Raw genomic sequence first — 25825 nt, 5'->3', positions numbered from 1 at the left:
GCAAAATTACTGTATCCCGTTGTGACGGAGTAATGCATCTACTGTTGCCGGGCGGCCTCTGAATTCTTTGTAGGCTTCGGAGGCTTTTTTGGAGCCGCCTACTTGCAGAATGAATTTCAGGAAGTCGTGGCCGGTTTTGGGGTTGAATATTCCCTCTTCTTCGAAACGGGAGAATGCATCGCTGGACAGGACTTCTGCCCAGCTGTAACTGTAGTAGCCTGCTGCGTAGCCGCCGCCGAAGATATGGCTGAAGCTGTGTTGGAAACGATTGTAGGGTGCCAGAGGTATTACGCTTGTTTTTGTCCTTACATCATTGAGCACATCACTGACTAATGAATTGCGGCTGCTGTCGAATTCCTGGTGAATGCGGAAATCAAAGAGAGAAAACTCTATCTGGCGTAGCATAGCCATTGCGGATTGGAAGTTTTTCGCTGTGATCAGACGGTCATATAATTGAGCAGGTAGTGGCTCGCCTGTATCGACATGTCCGGTCATTAAAGCCAGCGCACTTTGTTCCCAGCACCAGTTTTCAAAGAATTGGCTGGGCAATTCCACTGCATCCCATTCAACGCCATTAATCCCGGAGGCACTGAGATAGTCCACTTGGGTCAGTAAATGATGTAAACAATGGCCAAACTCATGGAACAAGGTGACTACTTCATCATGCGACAGCATGGCGGGCCTGTTTCCTGAAGGTTTGGCAAAATTACAGGTTAAGGTAGCAATGGGTAACTGAATGGTGCCGTCTTCCAGTTTTCTTCTGCTTTGCAAAGAATCCATCCAGGCACCGCTGTGTTTGTTAGGTCTGGCAAATAAATCGGTGTACACGTAACCGCGCACTTGATTGTGTTCATCAATAACGCCGTAACATTGTACGTCTTTGTGCCAAACATCAACGCCTGGAATTTCTTCAAGCGTCATTCCGTATAGCTTTTTGACTATGGTAAATAAGCCTTGCATGACTTTGGGCTGTGGGAAATAGGGGCGTAAATCTTCCTGGGATAAAGAAAATAAATCCTGTCTTCTTTTTTCAGAGAGATAGGCAACATCCCAGGGTTCTACAGGATCAAGATTAAACTTCTCAGCTGCGAACTGTTGTAACTGTTCGAATTCACCGCTCCCTTGTTTTCGCGCCCTGTCAACCAAATCAATCATGAACTCCATCACTTGATCAGTTGATTCCGCCATTTTGGTAGCTAAAGACAATTCTGCGTAATTGTTAAAACCCAACAGTTGTGCTTTTTCATGACGCAAGGCAAGAATTTCATTGATTAAATCGGTGTTATCAAAAGCGCCCGCGCTTGGTCCTACGTCTGATGCTCTGGTGACATAAGCCTGGTACATTTTCTCACGTAAATTGCGATCTTCGGCGTGGGTTATCACGGCTTGAAAACATGGATACTCAAGGGTCAGCAAATAGCCTTCCAACCCTTTTTCAACGGCCAGTTCTTTCGCAGTGTTTAAGGCATGTGCGGGCATACCTGCCAGCTCTTCCATGTCCAGTATGTGGACGGTAAACGCTTGAGTTGCATCGAGCACGTTATTTGAAAAGCGGTTGGATAATTCCGCAAGCCTTGCCTGAATTTCTTCAAAGCGCTTTTTCTTTTCTTTGGATAAGGCTACACCAGATAATTCAAAACCACGCAAGGCATCGTCAATAATTTTTTGCTGCACTGCATCCAGAGAATGTCTGTCTATTGATTTAATCGCTTCATACAATTTATGGTTGTGGCCGATTGCCGCTTCATAAGCAGATAATAAAGGCAGGCAGGCGTCATAACATTCACGTAAGGCTTTGGAATCCATCACGGAATGTAAATGCGACATAGGTGACCAAAAGCGCTCCAGTTCGTCTTCCAAATCATCGAGAGGATAAATTAAATTATCCCAGGTGTAATGATGATTTTGTTTCAGTAAGTCATCAATGCGTTCCAAATGATCTTTCAACATCTTTTCAAGATGTATTTTAAAACCATCGACATCAATACGACTGAACTGTGGTAATCCAACGAGTGCTGACATGTTTAACCTTCAAATTGATGTATTTGTTTGAAAGCATAGCATATCCATTAGCAAAGGCTCTATACCTTAGCTCATTAGAGGTTGTACTTCTCCAGACAGCTCCTCTTCATCGAACAGGGTGGGATCGGGCTCATCGACAGGAGCTTTCTTCGGAGCAAAAAAGCCTGTTTTGCCGACAGATACGGGTTTTTCCAGATGTTCATCAGGCCTGTACTGCTCCAGCATCTGCGTCAAAACAAAAGCAGCAATCCATATTAAAATTAATAAGACAGCACCGATTAAAGGCAGTACGGGATTGGTTGCCAAAGCAGGGATGGCAAGACTCATTGCCAGCAAGACTGCAACCGTTCCGGCAAGATGCAAGCCCAAGCGTAATTTTTCAAAATTGACGCGATAATTCAAATAGTTTTGATATTCTTTTATGGCCTCTCTGCTTTCGTCATCTTCTGCCTCAAGATACATTTGCTGATAGTCATCTTGTAATTCATACAGGCGATTGAGCTCAACATAAGCACGCAATGCGGAGTTGGCGATATCAAAAGCAAAGGCGAAAAGGGTTAAATAAACGCCTAATGGGGCTAACACTCCGGTCAATATAAAACAGGTACTGAGCCCGACGAAAACCCAGACTGCGTCATTGCCTAACTCAAACCATCTTCTTTGAATCTGCGCTTCAAATCGCAAATACCAATCCAGCGCTTTTTCCTTATCATCCATCCAGGGCCATGGAATAGTATGCTTCACCATTAAAAAGAGGTTGGTGATTAAACGTGGCAGGAAAAAACACCAGGCCAAATAAGCGAAAAAGGGATTGGTATACTCATCCAATAATGAGACAAAATCATGAAACATCGGTGAATTGGTTACAACCAAATCGAGAAAGTTCAGTACCCGTTTGGATCGTGTGACCAGCAAGCGGTACCAATTAGCTAATGCGGTATTATCGCGAATTAGTTGCGTTAATGACCAGCCTACTGACACAGGTTTCATTTCTGGAAGCCTTGGAGAAAAAGTATAGCCACCCATTTCGGTCAGCAAGTCACGGTAAACCTGTTGTTGGCGGCGCAGGCGTGCTACTTCTCGTGGCACAATTAAATAGTGTTGGTAAGTATGTTCCAGGAGTTCCGCGAGACATAATGCCGCCGCTAATTGCTCCATCGCCTGATCATGGCTGATTTGATCCGGAAAGGAAAAACTGTGTCTTAATTGATGGCATAAAACGCTGTATTCCATGTTCAGGGAAAGATGAAGAGGAACTACTTTACTGTAAAATTCAGGACCAAGCGCATTAATCTGCTGATCAAAAGTCCAATGCAGGGAGTGTTGCGCTGCGGGTAAGGGCAGCTCTGGAAAAATACTTCGTAAATGTACGATTACTGGATTCATGCCTTTCTGCAACACTTCTTAAAGGTATTAATTTATTTTCGTTTGATCTCCTGATCTTTTTCAATCCCTCAGCATCATGCTGCACCGAAAAAACGCCCATTATTACAAAAAATAGACAAAAAGTAAAATTTTAAAAACATTCCCATATGAAATTTACATGAGTTCTTACTAAAAATGAACGCTTTTCTTGCTGATTTTTTTCTTCTGAGCGACAATAGCACCTCACTTAAATGCAGAAGAGTACGCATGAATCTTTCCAAAGAATTAGCCAACGCCGTGCGCATGTTAAGTATCGATGCGGTCAACCAGGCACAATCAGGTCACCCGGGTATGCCCTTGGGAATGGCTGACATAGCCACCGTTTTATGGAAAAAATTCTTAAAATTTAACCCTAAAAACCCCTATTGGTTTAACAGAGATCGTTTTGTACTATCCAATGGGCATGGTTCCATGTTGCTCTACTCCCTGCTCCATTTGACAGGATACAGCCTGCCCATTACTGAGCTGCAAAATTTCCGTCAACTGCATTCAAAAACTCCAGGCCATCCCGAACACGGACATACGCCAGGAGTTGAAACCACCACAGGGCCATTAGGCCAAGGTCTTGCCAATTCTGTAGGTATGGCTCTGGCAGAAAAAATTCTCGCCAGCCAATACAATAAAACTGATTTCAATCTGGTAGATCATTATACCTATACCTTTACCGGTGACGGCTGTTTAATGGAAGGTATTTCCCACGAAGCCTGTTCTCTGGCGGGAACTCTGGAATTAGGCAAGCTCATTGTTTTTTATGATGATAACGGTATTTCCATTGATGGCAAGGTAGAATCCTGGTTTACGGATGATACTGCAGCCCGTTTCAAAGCGTACAACTGGCAAGTCATTGAAGATGTCGATGGCCATGATATGAATGCCATAGAACAGGCCATTATTAAAGCTCAGGCGAATAAAAAGCAACCTACCCTTATCATGTGCAAAACCATTATTGGTTTCGGTTCTTCAGTCGCCGGCAGTGAAAAATCACATGGCTCGCCCCTGAGTGCTGATGATATAGTCAAAGTTCGTAACTACTTTAACTGGCCGCATGCGCCCTTTGTTATTCCTGACACCATTTATCAACAATGGAACCACGTAGAAGCAGGAGAACAAGAAGAACAAGACTGGCTGCAATTACAACACGAATACCAACAATGCTATCCCCAGGAAAATGCTGAATTTTTACGTCGTATTAATGGTGATCTTCCTGATGACTGGCAAGAGAAAACAAAAGCCTTCCTGGAACAATGTCGTGGTAATGAGAAAGCGATTGCAACACGCAAGGCATCACAGCAATGTATTGAATATTTTGCCTCGTTCTTACCGGAAATGTTGGGTGGCTCTGCAGATTTAACCGGCTCCAACAATACTGACTGGTCAGGCACCAAGGCTATTTCTGCTGAAGATTGTTCTGGTAATTACCTGTATTACGGGGTACGCGAATTTGCTATGGCAGCCATTATGAATGGTCTGGCCGTACATGGCGGCTTTATTCCTTATGGTGGAACCTTCCTTGTTTTTGCTGATTACGCCCGCAATGCAGTGCGTTTAAGTGCCTTGATGAAGCAACGGGTCATTTATGTCTTTACTCATGATTCTATAGGATTAGGTGAAGATGGTCCCACTCATCAACCCATAGAGCATGCCGCCATGTTGCGTATGACGCCTGGTATGACTGTCTGGAGACCCGCTGATTTGATGGAAACGGCAGTTGCCTGGGAATCGGCTCTTGAACATCACAATGGCCCTTCATCCTTATTGCTTTCAAGACAAAACTTACCGGCTCTGCCGCATAAGCAAGATGCTGGCGAACAGATCAGAAAAGGTGGTTACATTATCGCTGATTGCGCTGGAAAGCCAGATGCTATCCTGATCGCAACGGGTTCTGAAGTACAATTAGCCCTTGCGGCAGCAGAGCAAGCAAAAGGATTAAAAATAAGGGTAGTATCCATGCCCTGTGGCGAACGATTCCTGGAACAGGATGCTGCATACAAACAGCAGGTATTACCCGATGACGTTCGAGTCCGTATAGCAATTGAAGCTGCAAGCAGTGCCTATTGGCATCAATTTACAGGATTGGATGGCGCAGTAATCGGCCTGGATTGCTTTGGCGTTTCAGCCCCGGCCAGCCAGGCTTATCAATTTTTAGGCCTTACAGTTGAAACCATAATCAACACCCTGGAAAAATTAACTAAGAAAACACTTGTGTAACCCGCTATTCCTACAGGGGTTGTCACTGTTTCGATTTTGCTTAAGATAAGAAATGATGACAGTCCCAGTGAAAGCCAGGACACCTTAACTCGGAGAAGTAGCATGACAATACGAGTCGCAATTAATGGCTATGGCCGCATTGGCCGTTGCATTTTAAGATCGATTTTTGAATCCAACAGACAAAATGAATTTGAAGTAGTTGCAATCAATGATTTATCAGGCATTGAAGTAACCGCGCATTTAACCCGTTTTGACTCAACACATGGCCATTTTAATGCGGATGTGTCTGTTGAAGGCAACAACCTGATTATCGATGGTCACAGCATACAGGTTACTGCAGAACGCAATCCTTCCCATTTACCCTGGAAAGACTTGAACATTGATCTGGTTTTTGAATGCACAGGCTTCTTTACCAGCAGAGAAAGTGCCATGCAGCATATTACTGCCGGCGCTAAAAAAGTATTGATTTCTGCTCCTGGAAAAGGCGTTGATGCCACTGTAGTTTATGGAGTAAACCACAACATACTGAAAGCATCAGACACTATAGTATCCAATGCTTCCTGTACTACAAACTGTCTGGCTCCAGTAGTCAAACCCTTAAATGATGGTTTAGGGATTGAACACGGCTTATTGAACACTGTTCATGCCTATACCAAAGACCAGATGCTTTTAGATGGCAGCCATAAAGATTTACGCCGCGCCCGTTCTGCGACCCAATCAATTATTCCTACCAAAACTGGTGCTGCTGCAGCAGTTGGTCTGGTATTACCAGAACTGGAAGGAAAATTGGATGGTTTCGCCATGCGCGTTCCTGTTTTAAATGTATCGGTTGTTGACCTTACGTTTACAGCGAAACGAGATACTACCGTTGCCGAAGTAAACGATTTGGTACGTAAAGCCAAAAGCCGCATTTTACAAATCAATGATGATCCATTAGTTTCCTGCGATTTTAACCACAATCCCGCATCAGCTATTTTTGATGCAACCCAAACCAAAGTGTTAGGTAATTTGGTCAAGGTTGTAGCCTGGTATGATAATGAATGGGGATTTTCTAATCGTATGCTGGATACCGCACACCAAATGATGAATTGCTAAGGGAATTACATGAACCTGATAAAAATGAGCGATATAGACCTGGCAGGTAAGCGGGTTTTAATTCGCGAAGATTTAAATGTGCCTATCAAAGACGGCATAATAACCAGTGATCAACGCCTGCAAGCGGCGTTGCCTACTCTGGAGGCAGCCTTGAAAGCGGGAGCTGCTGTTATGGTTCTGTCACATCTTGGCCGCCCGGAAGAAGGACGTTTTGAAAAACGCTTTTCCTTACAACCAGTCGCTGATTATTTAGAGCAACACTTAAATTATCCCGTCAGGTTTGTCAGCACCTATCTTGATGGCATTGAGGTCAAACCAGGTGAGTTGGTCATTTGCGAAAATGTACGCTTCAATCCGGGTGAAAAAAATAATGACGAGCATCTGGCCAGACAAATGGCGAAGCTCTGTGATGTTTTTGTCATGGATGCCTTCGGTACGGCTCATCGGGCTCAGGCCTCTACCTATGGTGTGGCCGAATACGCCCCTGTGGCAGCAGCAGGCCCTTTGCTGGTAAGAGAACTTGAAGCCTTACACGCTGTTCTTAAAAACCCGCAAAAACCCATTGTTGCGGTTGTTGGTGGAGCAAAAGTATCATCTAAGCTGACTTTGCTAAAGCAATTAGTTGGAATGGTGGATTTTCTTATCCCCGGAGGCGGTATTGCGAATACCTTCCTTAAAGCTCAAGGCTTTGAAATAGGAATCTCTTTATACGAGCCTGAATTACTGGATGAAGCCCGCGCAATTCTGCAATTGGCTGAAGAGAAAGGCTGTAAAATTCCTCTACCTACTGATGTAGTAGTAGGTAAAACCTTTAGCGATACCTGCCCTGCTTTTAATAAAACATTGGCCAATGTAGCCAGTGACGATATGATTCTGGATATAGGTCCAATGACCATTAGTGATTATGTGGACATTATTGATGAAGCAAAAACCATCATCTGGAATGGTCCGGTTGGCGTGTTTGAATTCCCTCAATTTGCTTACGGCACTCGAGCTCTGGCTATAGCCATTGCGGAAAGCGATGCCTTTTCCATTGCCGGAGGTGGGGATACTTTAGCGGCAGTGGATCTTTATGATCTCAATCAGCAAATATCTTATATTTCAACTGGCGGTGGAGCATTTCTCGAATATCTGGAAGGGAAAACCTTACCCGCTGTAGCCATTTTGCAGGAGCGCGCCAAAGATGTTACGTCGAACTAAAATCGTAGCCACTCTGGGCCCGGCCAGCAATAGCCCGGAAACACTGCGCGCCATGTTGGGCGCAGGAGTTGATGTAGTCAGAATTAATTTTTCCCATGCGGATGCCACTGCCATACAACTGATTGCTATGGTGCGAGAAATTGCAGCGGAATTGAACCACCCTATTGCCGTCATGGCTGATTTACAGGGTCCGAAAATACGAATAGGACGTTTTAAGGATAAATCAGTTCATCTGGTTGATGGCCAGTCGTTTATACTGGATTGTCAGACCGAAGACAGCATGGGAGATATCCATGGTGTTTCAGTAGCCTACCCTAATCTGGCCAATGAACTTCAGGCAGGCGATCATCTTTTGATTAATGATGGCTTAATCGAGTTGGAAGTCACCAAAATCACAGGCTCTCAAATCCACTGCGTGGTCATTGAAGGTGGAGTTCTGACGAATCTGAAAGGATTAAACCGTAAAGGCGGTGGCCTTGCGGCCAGAACTTTAACGGATAAAGATCGCCAGGATTTGCGCATTGCTATTGCCGCAGAGGTTGATTACATCAGCCTGTCCTTTGTCAAAGACGCGGAAGACATTCGTAACACCCGCACCTTAATTAAAGAATACGGCGGACACCCCATACCCATTATTGCCAAAATCGAACGCACAGAAGCATTGGATCACTTGTCTGATATTATTCTCGAATCGGATGCCATTATGGTTGCACGGGGCGATTTGGGCGTTGAAGTGGGAGCCGCGGAAGTTCCAGCCATTCAAAAAAGAATCATAGAGCAAACACGGCTCCTGGATAAAGTCGTCATTACCGCAACACAAATGATGGAATCCATGATAGCAAACCCACAACCTACTCGTGCTGAAGTTTCGGATGTGGCCAATGCGATACTGGATGGAACGGATGCAGTGATGCTTTCAGCGGAAACTGCAAGTGGCCAGTTCCCGATTAAAGTCGTTTCTATGGTCAATAAAATTTGTCTCAGTGCAGAAAAGCATGCCAGTTTTTTCTATCGCAACGATCCGGAAACCTGTCATTATCAACGCGCTGATCAGGCAATAGCCATAGCCACCATGCATGCAGCCAATCATTTTCCTATCCAGGCCATTATTACGCTTACCGAATCAGGTGATACGGCACTGTGGATATCAAGGCAGCATAGTACTGTTCCTATTTTTGCAGTTTCTGCTAACAGGAGAACTGTGGGACGATTAAGCCTGGTCAATAATGTATTCCCGATTTTCCTTGATTATCATCAATTGGATCAGCAAAACCTGAACCAACAGGTGATACAGGAACTTATCAAAGCTCGTTATATCGATAACAAAGGTTTTGTTTTGTTAACACGAGGCAGAACTATAGGAACGCCTGGCGGTACTAATTGCATGGAAATTATTGCTATATAATTTGAAATAGAAACCCAAAATTCGCGTTATCATAGGGACTTTGGGGTTGTAGCATGTATTGTGACTCGCTAATCAAGAGTACAAGCTAAGAAAACCGAGCCGCGACCGTAAGGAAGCGGAACAGTTCGCTGCACTCCATTGTTGATTACTCATTAGGTGTACATCCAAAATTTCCGCTCCCTCACGGTCGCGGCTCGGTTTTCTTTAGGTAACTGAGAGCATAAGCAAACAGAAGAGGTAGTGCTGATAAATAAATCATTTTCGTGGGGATATTTCAGCTCAGGACGACATGGATCTTCCTTTCTTAAGTTGACTCCTATGCGCTAATACGGGCTACAAAAAAAAACCAATTCTTGCTCAATAGTCTAAAATATAATCAATAGAATCCTTCCTGAGAACATAATGGTCAGCAAACTTATTGAAAAGAAAGTTGATATTTACCAATATCCTGAGGAATTTGAAGGTAACTCAGGTTCTATAACCATAGGCGATCTCCACGGTAATGCGGTCAAATTAGCTCACGTATTGTTTCGTCATAAAATTATTAAATTTAAAGATGAAGTCAGTAATCCCGCAGAGCAATACAATCAATTTGTTACAACTTATGAAAAGATGGCTGATTATGTCAGTCTTTATGATGAACAACTGCTTAAACTGTATACTCAGAAAGAAAAAGCTGAAGAATATGAGAAGAGCATTGAGCTCTATCACCGTCTCAAAGACAAGGATCCACGTACTCCAGATGAAGAGTTTCAGTTAGCAGACCTGGATATAACCATTCTTACTGATTCCCTGAAAGAGTCAAAAAGGATAACAGACGCTGCAAACAGAACTCTGAGCAACATTGTGGCTGAATACAAAACCATGATTGCTCAATTTAATCAGTTCATGGGTACACTTGAAATTGATGACCAAAAGGCATTAGTACGCTTAATTGGTGATGAATTCGCAGATCGCGGCAGTAATGATTATTTTACATTACGATTATTAGGGTTTCTCCATGATAACAAGGTTGAAGTACATACTTTAATCTCCAATCATGGCAATGAATTTGTTACCGGATATGAAAATCTGATCAACAGACATTATCTTGAAGAGGTGGGTTATGTCCATCCCCAACAAAAACCTTCTTTTGCCGGCTTGCGTATCTTGCTTGATGAACAGGTCATTACAGAATCTGAGGTCACGTCCCTGATTAACAAGGCATACAAACCATCGCTGAAGATTTTGGATTACACGTTGAATGAGGATGGGATCACTTTATTCACTCATGCACCGGTTCGTTTTGACAGCATACAGGATATTGCCAGTCAATTAGGTGTAGATTACGATGATTCAACTAAGGAAGCCCTTGCTAAAACCATTGATAAAATAAACCAGCAATTTGCTCAAATAGTAGAAGAAAACAGGGTTCATGAATATTGCACTGTTGATGACCCAATGGATTTGGCTGATATGAGTTTAGAAGAACGAAAAGCTTATCCTCTGATTTATATGATCTGGAATCGATGGAATGAAAACAAGGAAACGGAAGATGCAAGACCAGCATCCAATAATGATTATAAAATTCATTACGTCCATGGCCATGATCCCTTCCAAAGCCCCATGCAACACATAACAAATCTGGATACCCCAATTGGTAAAGGGTCACGTAAGGACGTAGAAGTCACAAGAAAGCACCTCATGAAGATGCCAGATTCGCTTGAAAAAGATGAATTGTTAGAAACTATCAACAATATTATGCGGTACAAAGTTCTTGATTCAAGTGACAAAGGATTAACACAAGAACACGATGCAGGGCATACCGCTCCAACAAAGTCAGGCTCACTTTCTGATTATCGCACAAGCATCATTTTGGGAATTTCTTCTGCTGCAGGATTGCTTCTAGGAGGAGCTTTAGCTGCAACAGAATTAGCTCCAGCAGGTCTGGCAGTGCTGGGGACTGCGGTTTTCACCGGATTGATAGGTTACGGTATTGCAAAAGTGATTACAGCAGCTCCGATTGATACCTTAAATAAGGATTCAGAGAAAGAGCAACTCATACAAGAACAGCCAGAAAGCAGCAGTAGTACCGCCATATTAGAATCACTGAGAGGGACAGAGAAGACCCAATCCATGGATAAATCACAGGAAGATGAGAAACCAGTACCTCATAGCCAACTCTTTTCTAAAGCCGAACCCGACAAATCCCCATCAATCACTTCCAGTGAGGAGTCACAAAAGGCCATGATAAACAGACAATAAGTAAAGGAGCGTTACTTTAATACCATAAAATAGGCGGCTACATAATCTGGCAACGTTCGAGTCGCCTGGGAAAATGCATCTTTACCAGCATAACTGCCAGCCAGATAATCTACCTGATATAAATTATCCGCAAAAGCTCCTCCGGTATCTGCAAAAATTCCAGCTTTTGAAATAGTAGTGCCTGATGGGTCACGATATTGGATCAGTAACACTTTACCTAATCCAAATTGATTTAAGTCGGCTGCAAAAGTGGCTTCAGGATTGACGGTGATTTTATGGTCTGCATCTTTTCCATAGCCTTTTATGCCATCAACCTGCTTGAAATACCAATAACGCTCTTGCTGGTAAGGGTTTTTAGTTCGATTATACGCAATATTATTATTGCGATGCACATTAAAGATTTTCCTGGCGCCGCCGAAATCGGCAACAACAGTCCCCTGTAACAAGGCAGATTCAAGATCGTCTCTACTGAAATATGCCAACGCAGGAACAGATTTGTTTTTAAGTGCGCCAGCTAAAATGGCCTGCTTTCCATAGTGAAAACGCACGAGCTCCGGATGCTTCTCGGCTTCTTCAAGTGTTAAATTCTGCTCATCTGCTGGCAAACCATATAATGCATAGGGCTTTTGTGCGTTTTGTTTCGCACTGGCCTTGGCTAAATGGACGTAATATTTAGTCATTAAAATACGATCGTCTGGCAAATGGCGCAGTAAGGACTTATTGGTCGCTAAAGATTTGGCATGACTGACGTCTGGATACCAACGGATAAATTCAAAGTGCTGCTTAATAAAAGCAGGATCATTCATCTTGTCTTGATTCTGACAAATAAACAGCAAGGTCGCTTTCATTCGCGCCAGAGGAATGCTTAGTGCCTTACCATCATGAATGACTTGTGGATCATAAGACGCCCCTTTATTTAAGTAAGCTACTGTCTGTTTTGCTGTAGCACAAAGTGCTGCAGAATCGAGACGGTAAGCCCCCTGAAAATCAGGGGAAGAAGCAACAAATCGAGGTGCGGCCACAAGATGTTGCATCAGGAAAAAACTTAAAAAAAGGAGTTTGGTTTTCATTATTCTGCCGTTTCTTTTTTCTCTTCAATGCTGCGTGATAAGCCCAGTTTTTCTTTTAAACGGGCTACAGCACTGGGATCATACTGTCTTGTCGTTTTATGTTTCACTACCACTGACGCAGTTCGTACAGGAGTCGCTGCCACATTTTGTGAACTATAGGCTGGAGCTCTTGGCGGATAAGTCGGTAAATAATCATCGCTGGCAGATGCTGATGAGCTGTACGCAGATGATTTGGCAGCATAGCCACTGCTGCTTGCAGAAGAACTGTTAGTCACAGGTTTGGCAGCTAAAACTTTACGTGCATTCCTCACACTTTTTTCAACGCGTTTCTTTATTTTTACCGCAGCATGCTCCGCTTCTTCCTCGGTCACTTCGCTCACCACTGTGCCTTGTAAATCGATTCGCATTTCACGCGCTTTGAGGCAAGTCAGATAATCAAGCCGGCGGGTAAATAAAACCACGGCTTCCCTTAATTTACTTTTGGAAATACCTGCTTCGGCCGCTTTATCCGCATATTGCAAAAGGTCATCCATAATACCTGTTTTTAACGGACGTATACGCAATGAATTATCAAAGGCAGCAGGAAAGTTTGCTGCAAGCCATGTCAATGCTTCTGATCGGGCTTTCTTCGACTGATTTTTTTGCGCTTTATTAATGACAGCGGTACGTGGATGCAGCTCCTGTTTTCTCATTGTGATACCTTTGTTATATAAAGTCTAATAGGATTATAATTTAGGGTCTGATTTAAAAAACGTGATGCCCCTGCTTTATTGGTTGTCATGTCTGGAATTGGATAATTGAATAATATGTATATTCGCTTTCGGAATGAGCGCACAATGTACAATGTTTAATGAGCGTTTGCAAGTATTCTGTATGATTTGGATCACAAACAAAAAACTGGGAAATAAAGTGTATAATTTGTATCAAAAGAATAAAATGAAGTAAGATTAGAGCTTACAAAAAATTCTTTCGGCCAGGGACTGTTAACAGTTCCCATAATTTTAATGGTGAGTGCGTATGAAACGAATAATTATGTCAATTCTTGCTGTACTTTTACCGTGGTTGATCTTATTAATTAACGATAATCCTGGGGGTGCTCTTGTAGCCCTGATCATGCAGGCTACGGTAATTGGCTGGCCTTTTGCATCCATTTGGGCCTGGCGTACACTATTTCCAGCGCGAACTGGCCATATCCCCAAAGAATAATTCACTTATGGCTTAGGGAACATGGTTCCCTTACCGTCTGCCAAAAACGTCCCAAGGAGTACTTATGTTAACTCGAGTTATTGTGAATGGCGCTAAAGGAAAAATGGGCTCGCTTGCCTGCGACACCCTGAATAATCACCCTGACTTTGAATTGGTAGCGCAGCTCACAAAGCAAGATAATCTTGGCCAGGTGATCAAAGACACCCATGCTCAGGTGGTTGTCGATTTAACACGAGCTGATTCTGTTTATGAAAACTCTTTAACCATCATTGAGCATGGTGCTCATCCTGTTATTGGTGCATCAGGCCTGGTCACTGAGCAAATCAGGGAATTATCCGCGGCATGCGAAATAAAACAATTGGGTGGAATTATCGTACCCAATTTTTCAATTGGTGCAGTGCTCATGATGCTTTTTGCAGCAAAAGCGGCAGAATATTTGTCTGAAGTTGAAATCATTGAGATGCATCACCAACAAAAACTGGATGCGCCATCTGGTACTGCTTTAAAAACGGCTGAAATGATAGCTGAGGCAAGGAAGCATCCTAAAAATAAGCTTGAGTTGAAAGAATTGGTTGCCGGAGCACGTGGTGGTTCCCATCATGATATTAATATCCACTCTCTGCGTTTACCGGGGACTCTGGCACGGCAGGAAGTATTATTCGGTAATCAGGGAGAAACGCTGTCTATTACCCACAATAGCATAGACAGACAATGTTTTATGCCAGGCGTGGTTTTGGCATGCCAAAAAGTGAGCGCCTTAACCGGTATGGTTTATGGTTTGGAGCATGTTCTCTAGTAATGGTAGCCCGGTTGCAAGCAACTTGACTCTTCTATACATCCTTACATCCTTGCCATTCCCCGATCTACGTCGTCCTGAGCGCGTCTTTTTGCGCGAAGGATCTCCTGAAAGCGGCATGGTGCCAGTATTTGGAGATCCTTCGCGCCAAAAGACGCGCTCAGGACGACGTGAATCAGCTTGCAACCGGGCTACCATTTAATACACTAACAGGCTGTTGTCCCTTTTTGAGTCTTCAAACAATTGAGACCATTCAGTAACAGCTTCTTCAGCAACTTTATCAAGATTAAGCCCTGATTTAAGCGGCCTTAGCATATCGCGAATGCGCGAATAAACGGAATTGGTTTCCTTGGTACGGGAAGAATCTGTTTCAGGGCGACTTAATACGGCAGCAAATATTTTTTCCATGCGGTTCACATTGTTTTTTCCCGCATGTTCATCAAGCATGAGTCCGCGAATGGATTGTATTCCTGTAGGAGTTGCCCCACTTTCTTTTTTACTGCTATCAAACCAACCCAGACTCCATATATCCTTCTTCGGCTGAAAACGACGTTCCTCATTAATCAGGGCACTCAAAGAATCATAGAGCCGAGTACACAGTACCTCGCCCAATTGCCTGGCCATCAATTTACATAACAGGTCATTTTCCGGTAACAGATAGTTTTTTAATTCTTTACTAATATTCTTCACTTCATTATCAGTAGCCAAGCGATCATCATAATCAAGGCCTTTTTCTGTACCCAGGTGTTTATTAATCGCCTCAGCCACATCCGCAGGTAAATACATGCCAGGGGTTTTAATGCCTTCAGAACCTGGGGCATTTTGTCCCGCATGAACATGCTGATGTCTGGACATGTACAAATCAGTTAATATCTCAACAAAGTTCACCCGATCTGTTTTCTCTTTGGGATCACCAAATTTAGGCCAGGCTCCGTATTTTGCTTTATACAGAATCATCGCATCAGTATGCATTAACTCGATTGCTTTTCTGTCTTTACCGCTGACACAAGAACCATAACTATAGCCACCAAGGGTGAGAATAATTAATTGTTCCAAAGAACTTAAAAACAATTCCCGCCCATCATGATCCAAAACAGTAGCTGTTCCCAAAGGTGAGTTCAGTACATTTTCATAATCCGTCAAAAGCTCTTTTAAACCCGGAATAGTTGAAACATAGTTTCGTGCGATCTCCAGTAAAAGCAGACTGTCAGGATCATTAAATTCAGTATAATAATAGCGTTTGGCTACATTAAATGGGTGATTATGCTGTAAGGTTACTAAGGCCTTTTCGCTGCGCTTAACTGCTGCGCGTGCGATTTTATATAATTCTAGATCTGGTGGTAACTCTGGCAAGTAATCAGTAACAGCACTGGGCACATAATCCAGAGCATGTATGGGGCTGATTAAGGTTTGCAATAACCGGAATTGCTCTGCATGCGCCTTGGACATAACCTGAGCCAGGTTGGCATCACAATGTCTTTGTTGCACCGCTTCGGGAAAATCCAGGCCGTCACGGCTCGCGATATGGCTCGAACGGAAACGTCTTCCAAAAAATACTTCCGACTCGCCTTCCTTATTCAGTTTAATCAGGCTATGGGCTGCAAAATTTGCGGGCAGAGGTAAAGTACGATGCCTGCTGGATACAAAAGAAACGGCATCCTCTACATTTTTTTCTTTTTTAAGTACCTGAGCCAAAAAAGCCTGCTGCGTTTTTGGCAATACCCAGTACCATTGTGGCAAGCGTGGGATAAGACTAAGCGTTTTATTGTAGGCCAGTTTTGTAGCTAATTCGATTAATGTCTTTTTAAATGACCTTAAATGAGAATCAAAACTCGCAGGATCTTCGGACAAAACCCTCACCATAGCCTGTTGCGCCACATTTAAAGAATTGAACCAGTTAGGATAAGGCGCTGCATGGGTTTTAATTTTATTTAAATCGCTTGCCAGACTGAGAGAATTCTTTTGAGTGCTCTCCCAGACAGACATAAAACTGTTGAAATCCTGCATCACAGTTGTCGCATCAAGCTTTTTCATATCCAAATTGCAAAAATAAGCTTGCTGATATTCAGAAAGATGGCGGAACCAGGCAGGTGTTCTGGGATAATTATTTTCCTTTAATGTTTGTAACTCAGTTACTATTTGATCATAGTATGGAGGAAGAGACTCATCAAACTGTAAAACGTACTCTGTCTCAGTGCCAATCTGTATTGGTGTCAAGGTAGCCAAATCGGGACGGCCCCTGCCCATCAGCACATATTGCTCTGCCTCATTCAGACAGGCGATTGACTCTTTAACCGCTTTACCCTTTGGCCATTCCCAGGCAACAGATAAGACATCAACTAATTTAGCCGTATATTTTTCCAGCTCTTTATGTAGTTCCTCCACCGAACCTTTAGTCAAATCACAGTTGTCTTTACACAATTGTGCATAATTTCTTAAGGTGTCTGCATTAAGGTTGGTGAATTTGGGATCCAGGGGATAGGCATCGAGAATAAATAAAAAAGCATCATAAAGACTGTTTATGCGACGCTCTATACTCTGAGCATAATCAGGTTTGTTCTGAAAATATTCTATTTTATGTTTAGGTAATAGTTCTTCTAATGTACGAGATAACTCAGGAGATAATGCCGTACCGTCCACAACACGTAAAATTATGCCTTTTCTCATAGCTTAGTCCTTTACTGCTTTTGATTTTTCATTATTGTATAAATAATTTTCTGAAACAATGCCCTGTATTCAATATTTAAATTATTTAGTCTGCCTAAGATATCAGGAAGTTGATTACCTTAATAGTTTTACTTCGTGCTAAACTATATTTTTTTTGAAAAATTATAAAAGGATGTCTATGAAAAGTAGCGAAAATTTTACAGGTTTTTCAGAAGAGGGTATTGATGATGCAGTACAAAATGCTCTTGAAAATGCAGGGAATCCCACTGATTTTGAAGTGATAGAAACAATTGGAACCCACAATAATACAGACAATCGTCACTATAAAGTGGTGTTAAAAACATTAGAAACTGCTGACATTTCCTGACTTGAATTAAGGAAAGCCGGCAGTCGTGGCGGCAAAGAATTAACTACTAAAAGGAGTTTAACAAATGGGATACAACGTACCACATTATATTGGCGGGCAGCCAGTTAATGAAACCAGCACAGAAGCTCAATCCATTTATAACCCCGCATTAGGTGAAATAATAGCTCAGGTACATTTCGCCTCAAAATCAACTTGTGACAAAGCAGTAGCCACAGCCAAAGAGGCTGGCATTGAATGGTCACAAACTCCAGCAATAAAAAGAGCCCGCATCCTCTTCCGTTTCAGGGATTTAATGGAAAAATACCAAATGGATCTGGCACGCATCGTAACCCGGGAACATGGTAAAACTCTGGACGATGCCAAAGGTTCGGTCGCACGCGCTATTGAAGTGGTTGAATTACATTGTGGTCTGGTCAATCAACTCAAAGGAGATTTTTCTGCTGACGTCGCAAGCCATATTGATTGCCATACCTTCAAACAGCCTTTGGGTGTCTGCGCGGGAGTTTCTCCTTTTAATTTCCCGGTCATGGTTCCGGTGTGGATGATGATACCGGCTATTGCCTGTGGCAATACCTTCATCCTGAAACCTTCAGAACAAGATCCATCAGCGCCTGTACGTTTGTTGGAATTATTGAGTGAAGCAGGCTTACCTGCAGGTGTTGCCAACTGCTTGCAGGGTAATAAAACCACTGTGGAGCAATTATTAGCGCATCCGGATATTGCCGCATTTACCGCAGTTGCATCAACACCTGTAGCACAATCCATTTATTCCACAGCGACGGCTTATGGCAAGCGCGCGCATACTTTTGGTGGCGCTAAAAACCATTGTGTGGTGATGCCCGATGCCGATCTGGATCAGGCCGCAAGTGCTATTGTAGGTGCCGCATACGGTTCTGCTGGTGAACGATGTATGGCTCTGTCTGTTGCCGTCACAGTTGGCGATCAGACTGCTGATGCCTTAATTGCTAAAATGGCACCGCAAATTCGCGCAATGAAAATTGATGCAGGAGACATTGCCGGCACTGATATGGGACCATTAATCAGCAGCGCTCACCGTCAGAAAGTACTGGCTGCAATAGATAAAGGCGTGAGTGAAGGCGCACAATTAATCATTGATGGCCGCAGCTTTAAACATGAACAATACCCGCAGGGATTTTTCGTTGGTCCTTGTCTGTTTGATCACGTAGATGAAAACATGTCGATTTATCAACAGGAAATTTTTGGTCCCGTGTTAGTCATCGTCAGGGTAAATACTTTTGAAGAAGCCCTGGATCTGGTGAACAGACATCAATACGGTAATGGTACAGCTATTTTCACCCGTGACGGCTTTAGCGCCCGTGAATACAGCCAACGTGTTCAAGTGGGTATGGTAGGAGTCAACATTCCTATTCCTGTTCCCATTGCCAATCATCCTTTCGGCGGCTGGAAGCGTTCTGCCTTTGGTGATACCAACATGCATGGCGAAGAAAGTATTCATTTCTACACCCGGTTGAAAACCATTACCAGCAAATGGCCAGTGAACCAAGTGAAGGAAAATGCGTTTGCTATGCCTACTCACTAATACAGGATGCAGGGAGAACAAAATGGCAAAAATAGGATTTGTAGGATTGGGGCATATGGGATTGCCTATGGCCATCAATCTGGTTAAAGCAGGACATCAGGTGACAGGGTTTGACCTACAACGGTCAGCTCTGGATCGTTTTGCAGAACAGGGCGGCCTGGTTGCCACCAACTTACAGGAAGCGGGTAAAGGGCAGGAAATTATCATTACCATGCTGCAGACCGGGCAACAGGTACTGCACGTTTGTCTTGGTGTAGATGGATTACTGAGCAGAGCGATCCCAGGGGCTTTGTTTATTGATTGTTCGACTATAGACGTCAAAACGTCTCGCGAAATTCATCAACTGGCCAAAGAAAGCGAGTTACTCTCCATAGATGCCCCCGTATCCGGTGGTGTGGCAGGTGCGGCTGCAGGTACATTAACCTTCATGGTGGGTGGAAATGGAGAAGCATTTATTGCTGCTCGGCCAATACTCGCTGCCATGGGGCAAAAAATCATTCACACCGGTGATGCGGGCAGTGGCCAGGCTGCAAAAATATGCAATAACATGATTCTGGGTATTTCCATGGTTGCTATTTCAGAAGCCTTTACTTTGGCTGAACAATTAGGCCTCAGCGCTAAAAAATTATTTGAAGTCGTTTCCAATGCCTCTGGACAATGCTGGGCCATGACCAAATATGTCCCTGTTCCCGATATTCTGGAAAACGTTCCGGCGAATAATGATTACAAACCCGGTTTTGCCGCGGCCATGATGCTGAAAGATTTATTGTTAAGCCAGAACACTGCTCAGTCAGTACATGTAGACACGCCGCTAGGTGCCAAGACCACAGAACTTTATCAACACTTTATTGATCAGGGTCTGGGCGAGTCTGATTTTTCTGCCATCATTAAACTCATAGCCAAGACTGACGGAGTATAAATATGAGTAAGTCTGATGTAATCCATCCTGAACTGACACCTGCAGCAGCATCATTGACCGAATTCTGGGCGGAAATTGCTACCCAGACGCTTGACTGGATACGCCCCTGGAATACGGTTCTGACAGGCAATTTAAAGCATGGTGATGTAACCTGGTTTGAAGGTGGATTACTCAATGTAAGCGCCAATTGTCTGGACAGACATTTGCCTCATAAAGCAAATCAGCCTGCCATTATTTGGGAAGGCGATGATTCAGCAAAACAAAAAACCCTGACCTTTGCGCAATTACATGCAGAAGTGTGCCGCATGAGCAATGTGTTGAAACAGTTAAAAATAAAAAAAGGGGATACAATCGCTATTTATTTGCCGATGATCCCCGAAGCTGCAATTGCCATGCTTGCCTGTACACGAATTGGCGCCATTCATACCGTTGTTTTTGCCGGATTTTCAGCCCAGGCTTTAAGGCAACGCCTGATTGCTTCCGACTGTGCCTGTTTGATAACCGCTGATGGGTTTCATCGCGGTGGTAAAGCAGTCAATTTAAAAGATCAGGCGGATGAAGCCACGAAAGATTTGGATATCAGAATACTGGTTGTTAAAAACGATAGCAACAGCATTAGCTTTAATCCTGAAAAAGACTACTGGTGGCATGAACTGAAACAAACCGTTGCTGCGGAATGTGCGCCAGAACCGATGAATTCCGAAGATCCTTTGTTCATTCTTTACACCTCGGGAAGCACAGGAAAACCCAAAGGCGTAGTCCATACTACCGGCGGTTATTTAGTGCAGGCAGCGTATACGCACCAATTAATATTTAATTGCAAACCTGAGGAAGTCTTCTGGTGTACAGCCGATGTTGGCTGGATTACCGGCCACAGTTATGTGGTCTATGGCCCCCTTTGTAATGGGATTACCACGTTGATGTATGAAGGGATTCCTACCTGGCCAGATGCAGCAAGAAACTGGCATATAGTTGACAAACATCAGGTCAATGTTTTTTATACCGCCCCCACTGCCATCCGTTCTTTAATGCGAGCCGGTGATCAGTGGTTAGCTTCCAGTTCCCGAAAATCACTGCGGTTATTAGGCTCCGTAGGTGAACCCATTAACCCTGAGGCATGGAATTGGTACGAGCAGGAAGTTGGCGAAGGCAGATGTCCTGTAGTGGATACCTGGTGGCAAACAGAAACTGGAGCCATCATGCTGAGTCCACGTGCCGATGAGCCTGTAGCAAAACCAGGATCTGCCAGACAGCCTGTTCCAGGCATAGTTCCTGTATTGCTTAATGATCAAGGACAAGAGATTCATGGTGCTGGTGAAGGGTTCTTAGCTATTAAATATCCCTGGCCGTCAATGGCACGGACTATAGCAGGTGATCATCAACGTTATTGCGCTACTTATTTATCCAATGGCTATTACATTACTGGCGATGGCGCCAAACGTGATGAAGATGGGGATTACTGGATCACCGGTCGTATTGATGATGTCCTCAATGTCTCTGGACATCGTCTTGGAACAGCCGAAATTGAAAGTGCTTTAGTAAGCCATCCTTCCGTTGCCGAAGCCGGAGTAGTAGGAATTCCCCATGACATCAAAGGACAAGGTATTTATGCTTTTGTTACTTTGAAGCAAGGCTATAAAGCGGATGAAACCTTGCTGGCTGAATTGGTTGAAACAGTAAAAAATGAAATCAGCGCTATTGCAAAGCCGGATAAAATTCATTTCAGCCCTGATTTGCCAAAAACCCGTTCGGGTAAAATTATGCGCCGGATTTTACGTAAAATAGCGTGCAGGGAAGTGAACCATATTGATGAGTTGGGGGATTTGTCTACCTTGGCTAATCCACAGATTGTTGCTGAGTTGATGAAGGATTTAGGGGAATAGCTGCTGATTCATGCTGGTTACAGTACAGCCCCAGACCGAAGCACGTCGTCCTGAGCTGAGGAATCCCCCCGAAATATCCCCTTGAGCCTGTATTGTGACTCGCTAATCAAGAGTACAAAAAAGCATCATGCCAAGAAAACCGAGCCGCGACCGTGAGGGAGCGGAAATTTTGGATGTACACCTAATGAGCAATCAACAATGGAGTGCATCGAACTGTTCCGCTCCCTCACGGTCGCGGCTCGGTTTTCTTTAGGTAATGAGAGCATAAGCAAACAGAAGATCTAGTGCTGGCGGTTGTGTGCTAGCCTAATTCAAACCAGTTATTTAATAAGGCAATCAATTCATCAAGGCCTTCTTTTTTTAAAGATGAAAAAGATTGGACGCTTACTAAATGACTGGCCAACTCATAATGCCTGCGCACTTTCAGAACCGTATTTTTGACCTCGCTACGGCTTAGTTTGTCTGATTTTGTTAAAAGGATATGGACGGGTAGCTCACGATTAAGTGACCAATCAACCATCATTTGATCCAAATCTTTTAATGGATGACGAACGTCCATTAATAAAATCAGCCCTTTGAGGCTTTCCCTGACTTCAAGGTAATGCGCCAGATGTTTCTGCCACTCCATTTTGACTTGCAGAGGAACCTTGGCATAACCATAGCCCGGTAAATCAACCAGACGCCGTTCATCATCCAAAGAAAATAAATTAATTAACTGAGTGCGCCCTGGCGTCTTACTGGTACGTGCCAGATTTTTTATAGAAGTAAGGCAATTTAATGCACTGGATTTACCTGCATTGGAGCGACCGGCAAAAGCAACTTCATAACCAATATCCGGAGGTAATTGATCCACACGGGCTGCACTTTTTAAAAATACTGCTTTAGAATATAAATTTGGTAACATTAGATAATTCTTTTTGGGATTTTGACCTAAGCAGTGTACCATTAAATTACTTATTTATTATGAGATAGCGATGAAAAAATTAGCACTCGCCATTTTTTTATGCTCACCACTGATCATTTATGCTCAGGAAAACGTGCCAGAAGCGCAGAATAAAGCCGCTGTTTGCACTGCCTGCCATGGGCAACAAGGTATCAGTACGAATCCAATATGGCCCAATCTGGCAGGTCAGAGTGAAAAGTACATGGTGAAGCAATTGCTGGATATAAAACAAAACACCGTAAGAACCGTTCCAACTATGACAGCAATTATGGCAAATCTTAATGAACAAGACATACATGACTTGGCTGCATATTATGCTAAAATGCCCTTGGCAGAAGGGTCAACACCTAAAAAGTACATGCAACGCGGTGAGCAACTGTATCGCGGCGGTGATTTTGAAAAACACATTACCGCATGCATTGCCTGTCATGGTCCCAAAGGAACTGGAAATGCTCAGGCGGGATTCCCGGTACTTTCGGGACAACATGCTGCATACACAGTACTGCAATTGCAAGAGTTTAAAGACGGCAAACGAAAAAATGACTTAAACCATATCATGCAAGACATCAGTGGCAGAATGAGCCAGGATGATATGGAAGCAGTAGCACATTATATTGAAGGTTTATATTAAGGAATATCACATGTTAAGAAAATTAGTTTCCATTTTATTACTGGTACCTGCTCTGGCATTTGCGGCAGTATTTACAGAGGGTAAAGATTACCAGGTTGTTTCCAATCCTCAGACAACAGATAATAAAAGCAAGGTTCCTGTAGTGACCGAGTTTTTCAGTTATGGTTGTCCCTGGTGTTACAAGATTGAGCCTACCGTTAATGATTGGGCCAATAAAATGGGTAAAAACGCCCAACTTGATCGCGTACCTGTCGTGTTCAAGCCAGAATGGGAACTTTATGCCAAAGCCTATTACACAGCGAAGACACTGGCTTTAGCCGAGAAATTAAGCCCACAATTATTTAAAGCCATTCAGGAAGAGAGAAAGCCTTTATCATCCAAACAATCCATGATTGATTTCTTTACTGCGCACGGTGTAGACAGGGAAATAGCAAAAAGTGCTTTTGAGAATTCACCCACTATTGATATGCGTGTTCATAATGGCATGGCTTTAATGGCCAATTATCAAATCAATGCTGTTCCTGCTTTTGTGGTGAACAACAAGTATAAAACGGATTTGCAAATGGCTGGCAGTCCAGAGCGCCTGTTTCAAATATTGGATTATTTGATGAAAAGACCTGCGTGATTGGATTGTATATTTTATAGCAGTAATACGTAGATTAGTTCATTACCACTTCGATCCCGGCTGCAAGCAGACCGGGTTACACACTGTTCTATTCCGGATCAACCTCTTCCTGAATCCACGTCGTCCTGAGCGCGTCTTTTTGCGCGAAGGATCTCCAAATACTGGCACCATGCCTCTTTCAGGAGATCCTTCGCGCAAAAAGACGCGCTCAGGACGACGTGGACATGTACTGCGGCCTACACAAATGTACTGCGCCCTACAATGCTTTACCTGGGTTTTCCAGACTTAAAATACCGGTATTGAAATCGTAAGCAAAAATCTCGGCATAACGTCCCCAGTCAATCATGGTTCTTAATACCCGCTCCGCTTCTTTTTCACTTAAATAATCTTCGAGTTTACTTAAAAAGCGTTCTTCAGATACACGATGTCCGGTCTTTTCGTCCAATACACGGCGAATGTAACGTGCCAAAGGTACTTTTTCTAATAGCCTTTGGGCGAATAATTGCTTACGTTCTTGCAAGTCGGCTTCGGAAAACTGCTTGCCTAAATCGCTAAGCTGAATGTCTCCCGCTGAAACTTTGGCAAAACCTAAAATTTCCAAGGTCTCAAGAATAGGGAATAGATCATCGATGTTCATCATCAATTCATCAGCCAGTTCTGGCAAATCAATGCGCTCTTCAAAGGATTTCATGGTTTCAATCAAACCCGATAATTCTGACGGCTCTACATCAGGAAGCCGGTACCCCAAACCAATCTGACGTTCCCTTTGCGCCCTTTTGGCTTTTTCTTTAGGTCCAGTCGTCATCAAGGTATAAATCTTGTCCACCAAAGCACGGAATTCTGCTGTTTCAGGATCTCGAGGCTGGGGCAAAGTCACCGGCAATTCCGCACGAATATAACCGGGATCATTGCCAAATATGACTATCCTGTCCGCAAGGGTGGCCGCTTCTTCAATATTATGGGTTACCAATAAAATACCATTGGTATTGGTTTTCTTTTCTTTCCATAATTCCAGCAAGTCAGACTTTAAGTTTTCAGCAGTCAATACGTCTAACGCAGAAAAGGGTTCATCCATCAATAAAACATCAGGATTGATTACCAAAGCCCGGGCAAAACCCACCCTTTGCCGCATACCTCCAGATAATTCTTTGGGAAAAGCAGATTCAAATCCATCCAAACCGATAATATCAATGGCTTCAATCGCCCTGTGCCGCCGCTCATCACGGCTTACACCTTGTGCTTCCAGACCCAGCTCCACATTTTCCAGAACGTTAAGCCAGGGCATCAAGGCAAAGGATTGAAAAACCATGGCAATGCCTTCAACCGGACGTGTCACCGGCTTGCCTCTGTACGTCACAGAGCCGCTGGAAGGAGCAACCAGTCCGGCGATAATCCGGAGTAAAGTTGACTTTCCAGAGCCCGACTTACCCAGCAAGGCAACAATTTCACCTTCCTGTAATTTAAAATTGACGTCTTCAAGCACCAGTAAATCTTGTGCAGAAGCCTTTTTAAATGATTTTCGCAAATTTTCTATGGCAATAATGGTTTCAGACATGGG

20 protein-coding genes are annotated in these 25825 nt (G+C 43.5%); 13 read left to right on the top strand and 7 right to left on the bottom strand.

Going from position 1 to position 25825, the window contains the following annotated elements:
• Positions 1 to 6 precede the first annotated feature (6 nt).
• A complete protein-coding gene (locus tag B094_RS0111370; protein WP_018577937.1) occupies positions 7 to 2022 on the bottom strand; it encodes a M3 family metallopeptidase in 2016 nt (671 codons plus the stop codon).
• Between the two features lie 66 nt (positions 2023 to 2088).
• On the bottom strand, positions 2089 to 3408 hold the full coding sequence (locus B094_RS0111365; RefSeq protein WP_040524246.1) for a hypothetical protein: 1320 nt from the start codon (positions 3406 to 3408) through the stop codon (positions 2089 to 2091).
• A gap of 174 nt (positions 3409 to 3582) precedes the next feature.
• Between B094_RS0111365 and tkt the strand changes: the two genes are divergently transcribed.
• From tkt to wip, 5 genes are all read left to right on the top strand, one after another.
• Positions 3583 to 5655: a transketolase gene (gene tkt / locus B094_RS0111355; RefSeq protein ID WP_155823840.1), complete on the top strand. Its 2073-nt coding sequence runs from the start codon at positions 3583 to 3585 to the stop codon at positions 5653 to 5655.
• Positions 5656 to 5757: 102 nt separating this feature from the next.
• Positions 5758 to 6750, top strand: a complete 993-nt coding sequence (gap, locus tag B094_RS0111350) for a type I glyceraldehyde-3-phosphate dehydrogenase (protein ID WP_018577933.1) — start codon at positions 5758 to 5760, stop codon at positions 6748 to 6750.
• A 9-nt stretch (positions 6751 to 6759) separates the two neighbouring features.
• Positions 6760 to 7950, top strand: a complete 1191-nt coding sequence (locus tag B094_RS0111345; protein ID WP_018577932.1) for a phosphoglycerate kinase — start codon at positions 6760 to 6762, stop codon at positions 7948 to 7950.
• A complete protein-coding gene (gene pyk / locus B094_RS0111340) occupies positions 7934 to 9355 on the top strand; it encodes a pyruvate kinase (protein ID WP_018577931.1) in 1422 nt (473 codons plus the stop codon). Before B094_RS0111345 ends, pyk begins: the two co-directional genes overlap by 17 nt.
• A gap of 402 nt (positions 9356 to 9757) precedes the next feature.
• A complete protein-coding gene (wip, locus tag B094_RS16140; RefSeq protein ID WP_018577930.1) occupies positions 9758 to 11599 on the top strand; it encodes a Dot/Icm T4SS effector Wip in 1842 nt (613 codons plus the stop codon).
• Positions 11600 to 11610: 11 nt separating this feature from the next.
• Here wip and B094_RS0111330 read toward each other — a convergent pair whose 3' ends face one another.
• Both B094_RS0111330 and B094_RS0111325 read right to left on the bottom strand, forming a co-directional pair.
• Positions 11611 to 12669 carry a hypothetical protein gene (locus B094_RS0111330; protein ID WP_018577929.1) on the bottom strand — a complete coding sequence of 353 codons (1059 nt, stop codon included), beginning with the start codon at positions 12667 to 12669 and terminating at the stop codon, positions 11611 to 11613.
• A complete protein-coding gene (locus tag B094_RS0111325; RefSeq protein ID WP_018577928.1) occupies positions 12669 to 13361 on the bottom strand; it encodes a ProQ/FinO family protein in 693 nt (230 codons plus the stop codon). The genes B094_RS0111330 and B094_RS0111325 overlap by 1 nt, the downstream gene beginning before the upstream one ends.
• Before the next feature lie 325 nt (positions 13362 to 13686).
• On the opposite strand from B094_RS0111325, the gene B094_RS0111320 reads away from it, so the two are divergent.
• On the top strand, positions 13687 to 13875 hold the full coding sequence (locus tag B094_RS0111320; protein ID WP_018577927.1) for a hypothetical protein: 189 nt from the start codon (positions 13687 to 13689) through the stop codon (positions 13873 to 13875).
• A 64-nt stretch (positions 13876 to 13939) separates the two neighbouring features.
• Complete coding sequence (gene dapB, locus B094_RS0111315; RefSeq protein WP_018577926.1) at positions 13940 to 14671, top strand: 4-hydroxy-tetrahydrodipicolinate reductase; 732 nt, start codon at positions 13940 to 13942, stop codon at positions 14669 to 14671.
• A gap of 198 nt (positions 14672 to 14869) precedes the next feature.
• Here the strand turns inward: dapB and B094_RS0111310 are convergent, their stop codons facing one another.
• Positions 14870 to 17338, bottom strand: a complete 2469-nt coding sequence (locus B094_RS0111310; protein WP_018577925.1) for a hypothetical protein — start codon at positions 17336 to 17338, stop codon at positions 14870 to 14872.
• A 178-nt stretch (positions 17339 to 17516) separates the two neighbouring features.
• Between B094_RS0111310 and B094_RS0111305 the strand changes: the two genes are divergently transcribed.
• From B094_RS0111305 to acs, 4 genes are all read left to right on the top strand, one after another.
• Positions 17517 to 17705 carry a dodecin domain-containing protein gene (locus tag B094_RS0111305; RefSeq protein WP_018577924.1) on the top strand — a complete coding sequence of 63 codons (189 nt, stop codon included), beginning with the start codon at positions 17517 to 17519 and terminating at the stop codon, positions 17703 to 17705.
• 64 nt (positions 17706 to 17769) lie between these two features.
• Complete coding sequence (locus B094_RS0111300; RefSeq protein WP_018577923.1) at positions 17770 to 19266, top strand: CoA-acylating methylmalonate-semialdehyde dehydrogenase; 1497 nt, start codon at positions 17770 to 17772, stop codon at positions 19264 to 19266.
• A 22-nt stretch (positions 19267 to 19288) separates the two neighbouring features.
• The gene (gene mmsB / locus B094_RS0111295) at positions 19289 to 20185 is read left to right on the top strand and encodes a 3-hydroxyisobutyrate dehydrogenase (protein ID WP_018577922.1); all 897 of its coding nucleotides are present in this window, start codon (positions 19289 to 19291) and stop codon (positions 20183 to 20185) included.
• A gap of 2 nt (positions 20186 to 20187) precedes the next feature.
• On the top strand, positions 20188 to 22068 hold the full coding sequence (acs, locus tag B094_RS0111290; RefSeq protein ID WP_018577921.1) for an acetate--CoA ligase: 1881 nt from the start codon (positions 20188 to 20190) through the stop codon (positions 22066 to 22068).
• Positions 22069 to 22369: 301 nt separating this feature from the next.
• Here acs and yihA read toward each other — a convergent pair whose 3' ends face one another.
• Positions 22370 to 22972 carry a ribosome biogenesis GTP-binding protein YihA/YsxC gene (gene yihA, locus B094_RS0111285; protein ID WP_018577920.1) on the bottom strand — a complete coding sequence of 201 codons (603 nt, stop codon included), beginning with the start codon at positions 22970 to 22972 and terminating at the stop codon, positions 22370 to 22372.
• A 70-nt stretch (positions 22973 to 23042) separates the two neighbouring features.
• Between yihA and B094_RS0111280 the strand changes: the two genes are divergently transcribed.
• Both B094_RS0111280 and B094_RS0111275 read left to right on the top strand, forming a co-directional pair.
• Positions 23043 to 23642, top strand: a complete 600-nt coding sequence (locus B094_RS0111280) for a c-type cytochrome (protein WP_018577919.1) — start codon at positions 23043 to 23045, stop codon at positions 23640 to 23642.
• A gap of 10 nt (positions 23643 to 23652) precedes the next feature.
• Positions 23653 to 24267, top strand: a complete 615-nt coding sequence (locus B094_RS0111275) for a thiol:disulfide interchange protein DsbA/DsbL (RefSeq protein ID WP_018577918.1) — start codon at positions 23653 to 23655, stop codon at positions 24265 to 24267.
• 256 nt (positions 24268 to 24523) lie between these two features.
• On the opposite strand, the gene B094_RS0111270 is transcribed toward B094_RS0111275, so the two are convergent.
• On the bottom strand, positions 24524 to 25822 hold the full coding sequence (locus tag B094_RS0111270) for an ABC transporter ATP-binding protein (RefSeq protein WP_018577917.1): 1299 nt from the start codon (positions 25820 to 25822) through the stop codon (positions 24524 to 24526).
• Positions 25823 to 25825 lie beyond the last annotated feature (3 nt).

Source organism: Legionella shakespearei DSM 23087 (assembly GCF_000373765.1).
In the GTDB taxonomy this organism is placed as follows: Bacteria; Pseudomonadota; Gammaproteobacteria; order Legionellales; family Legionellaceae; genus Legionella; species Legionella shakespearei.
Note: the sequence above shows the minus strand (reverse complement) of the source record. Positions and strands in the feature narration are given on the sequence as shown.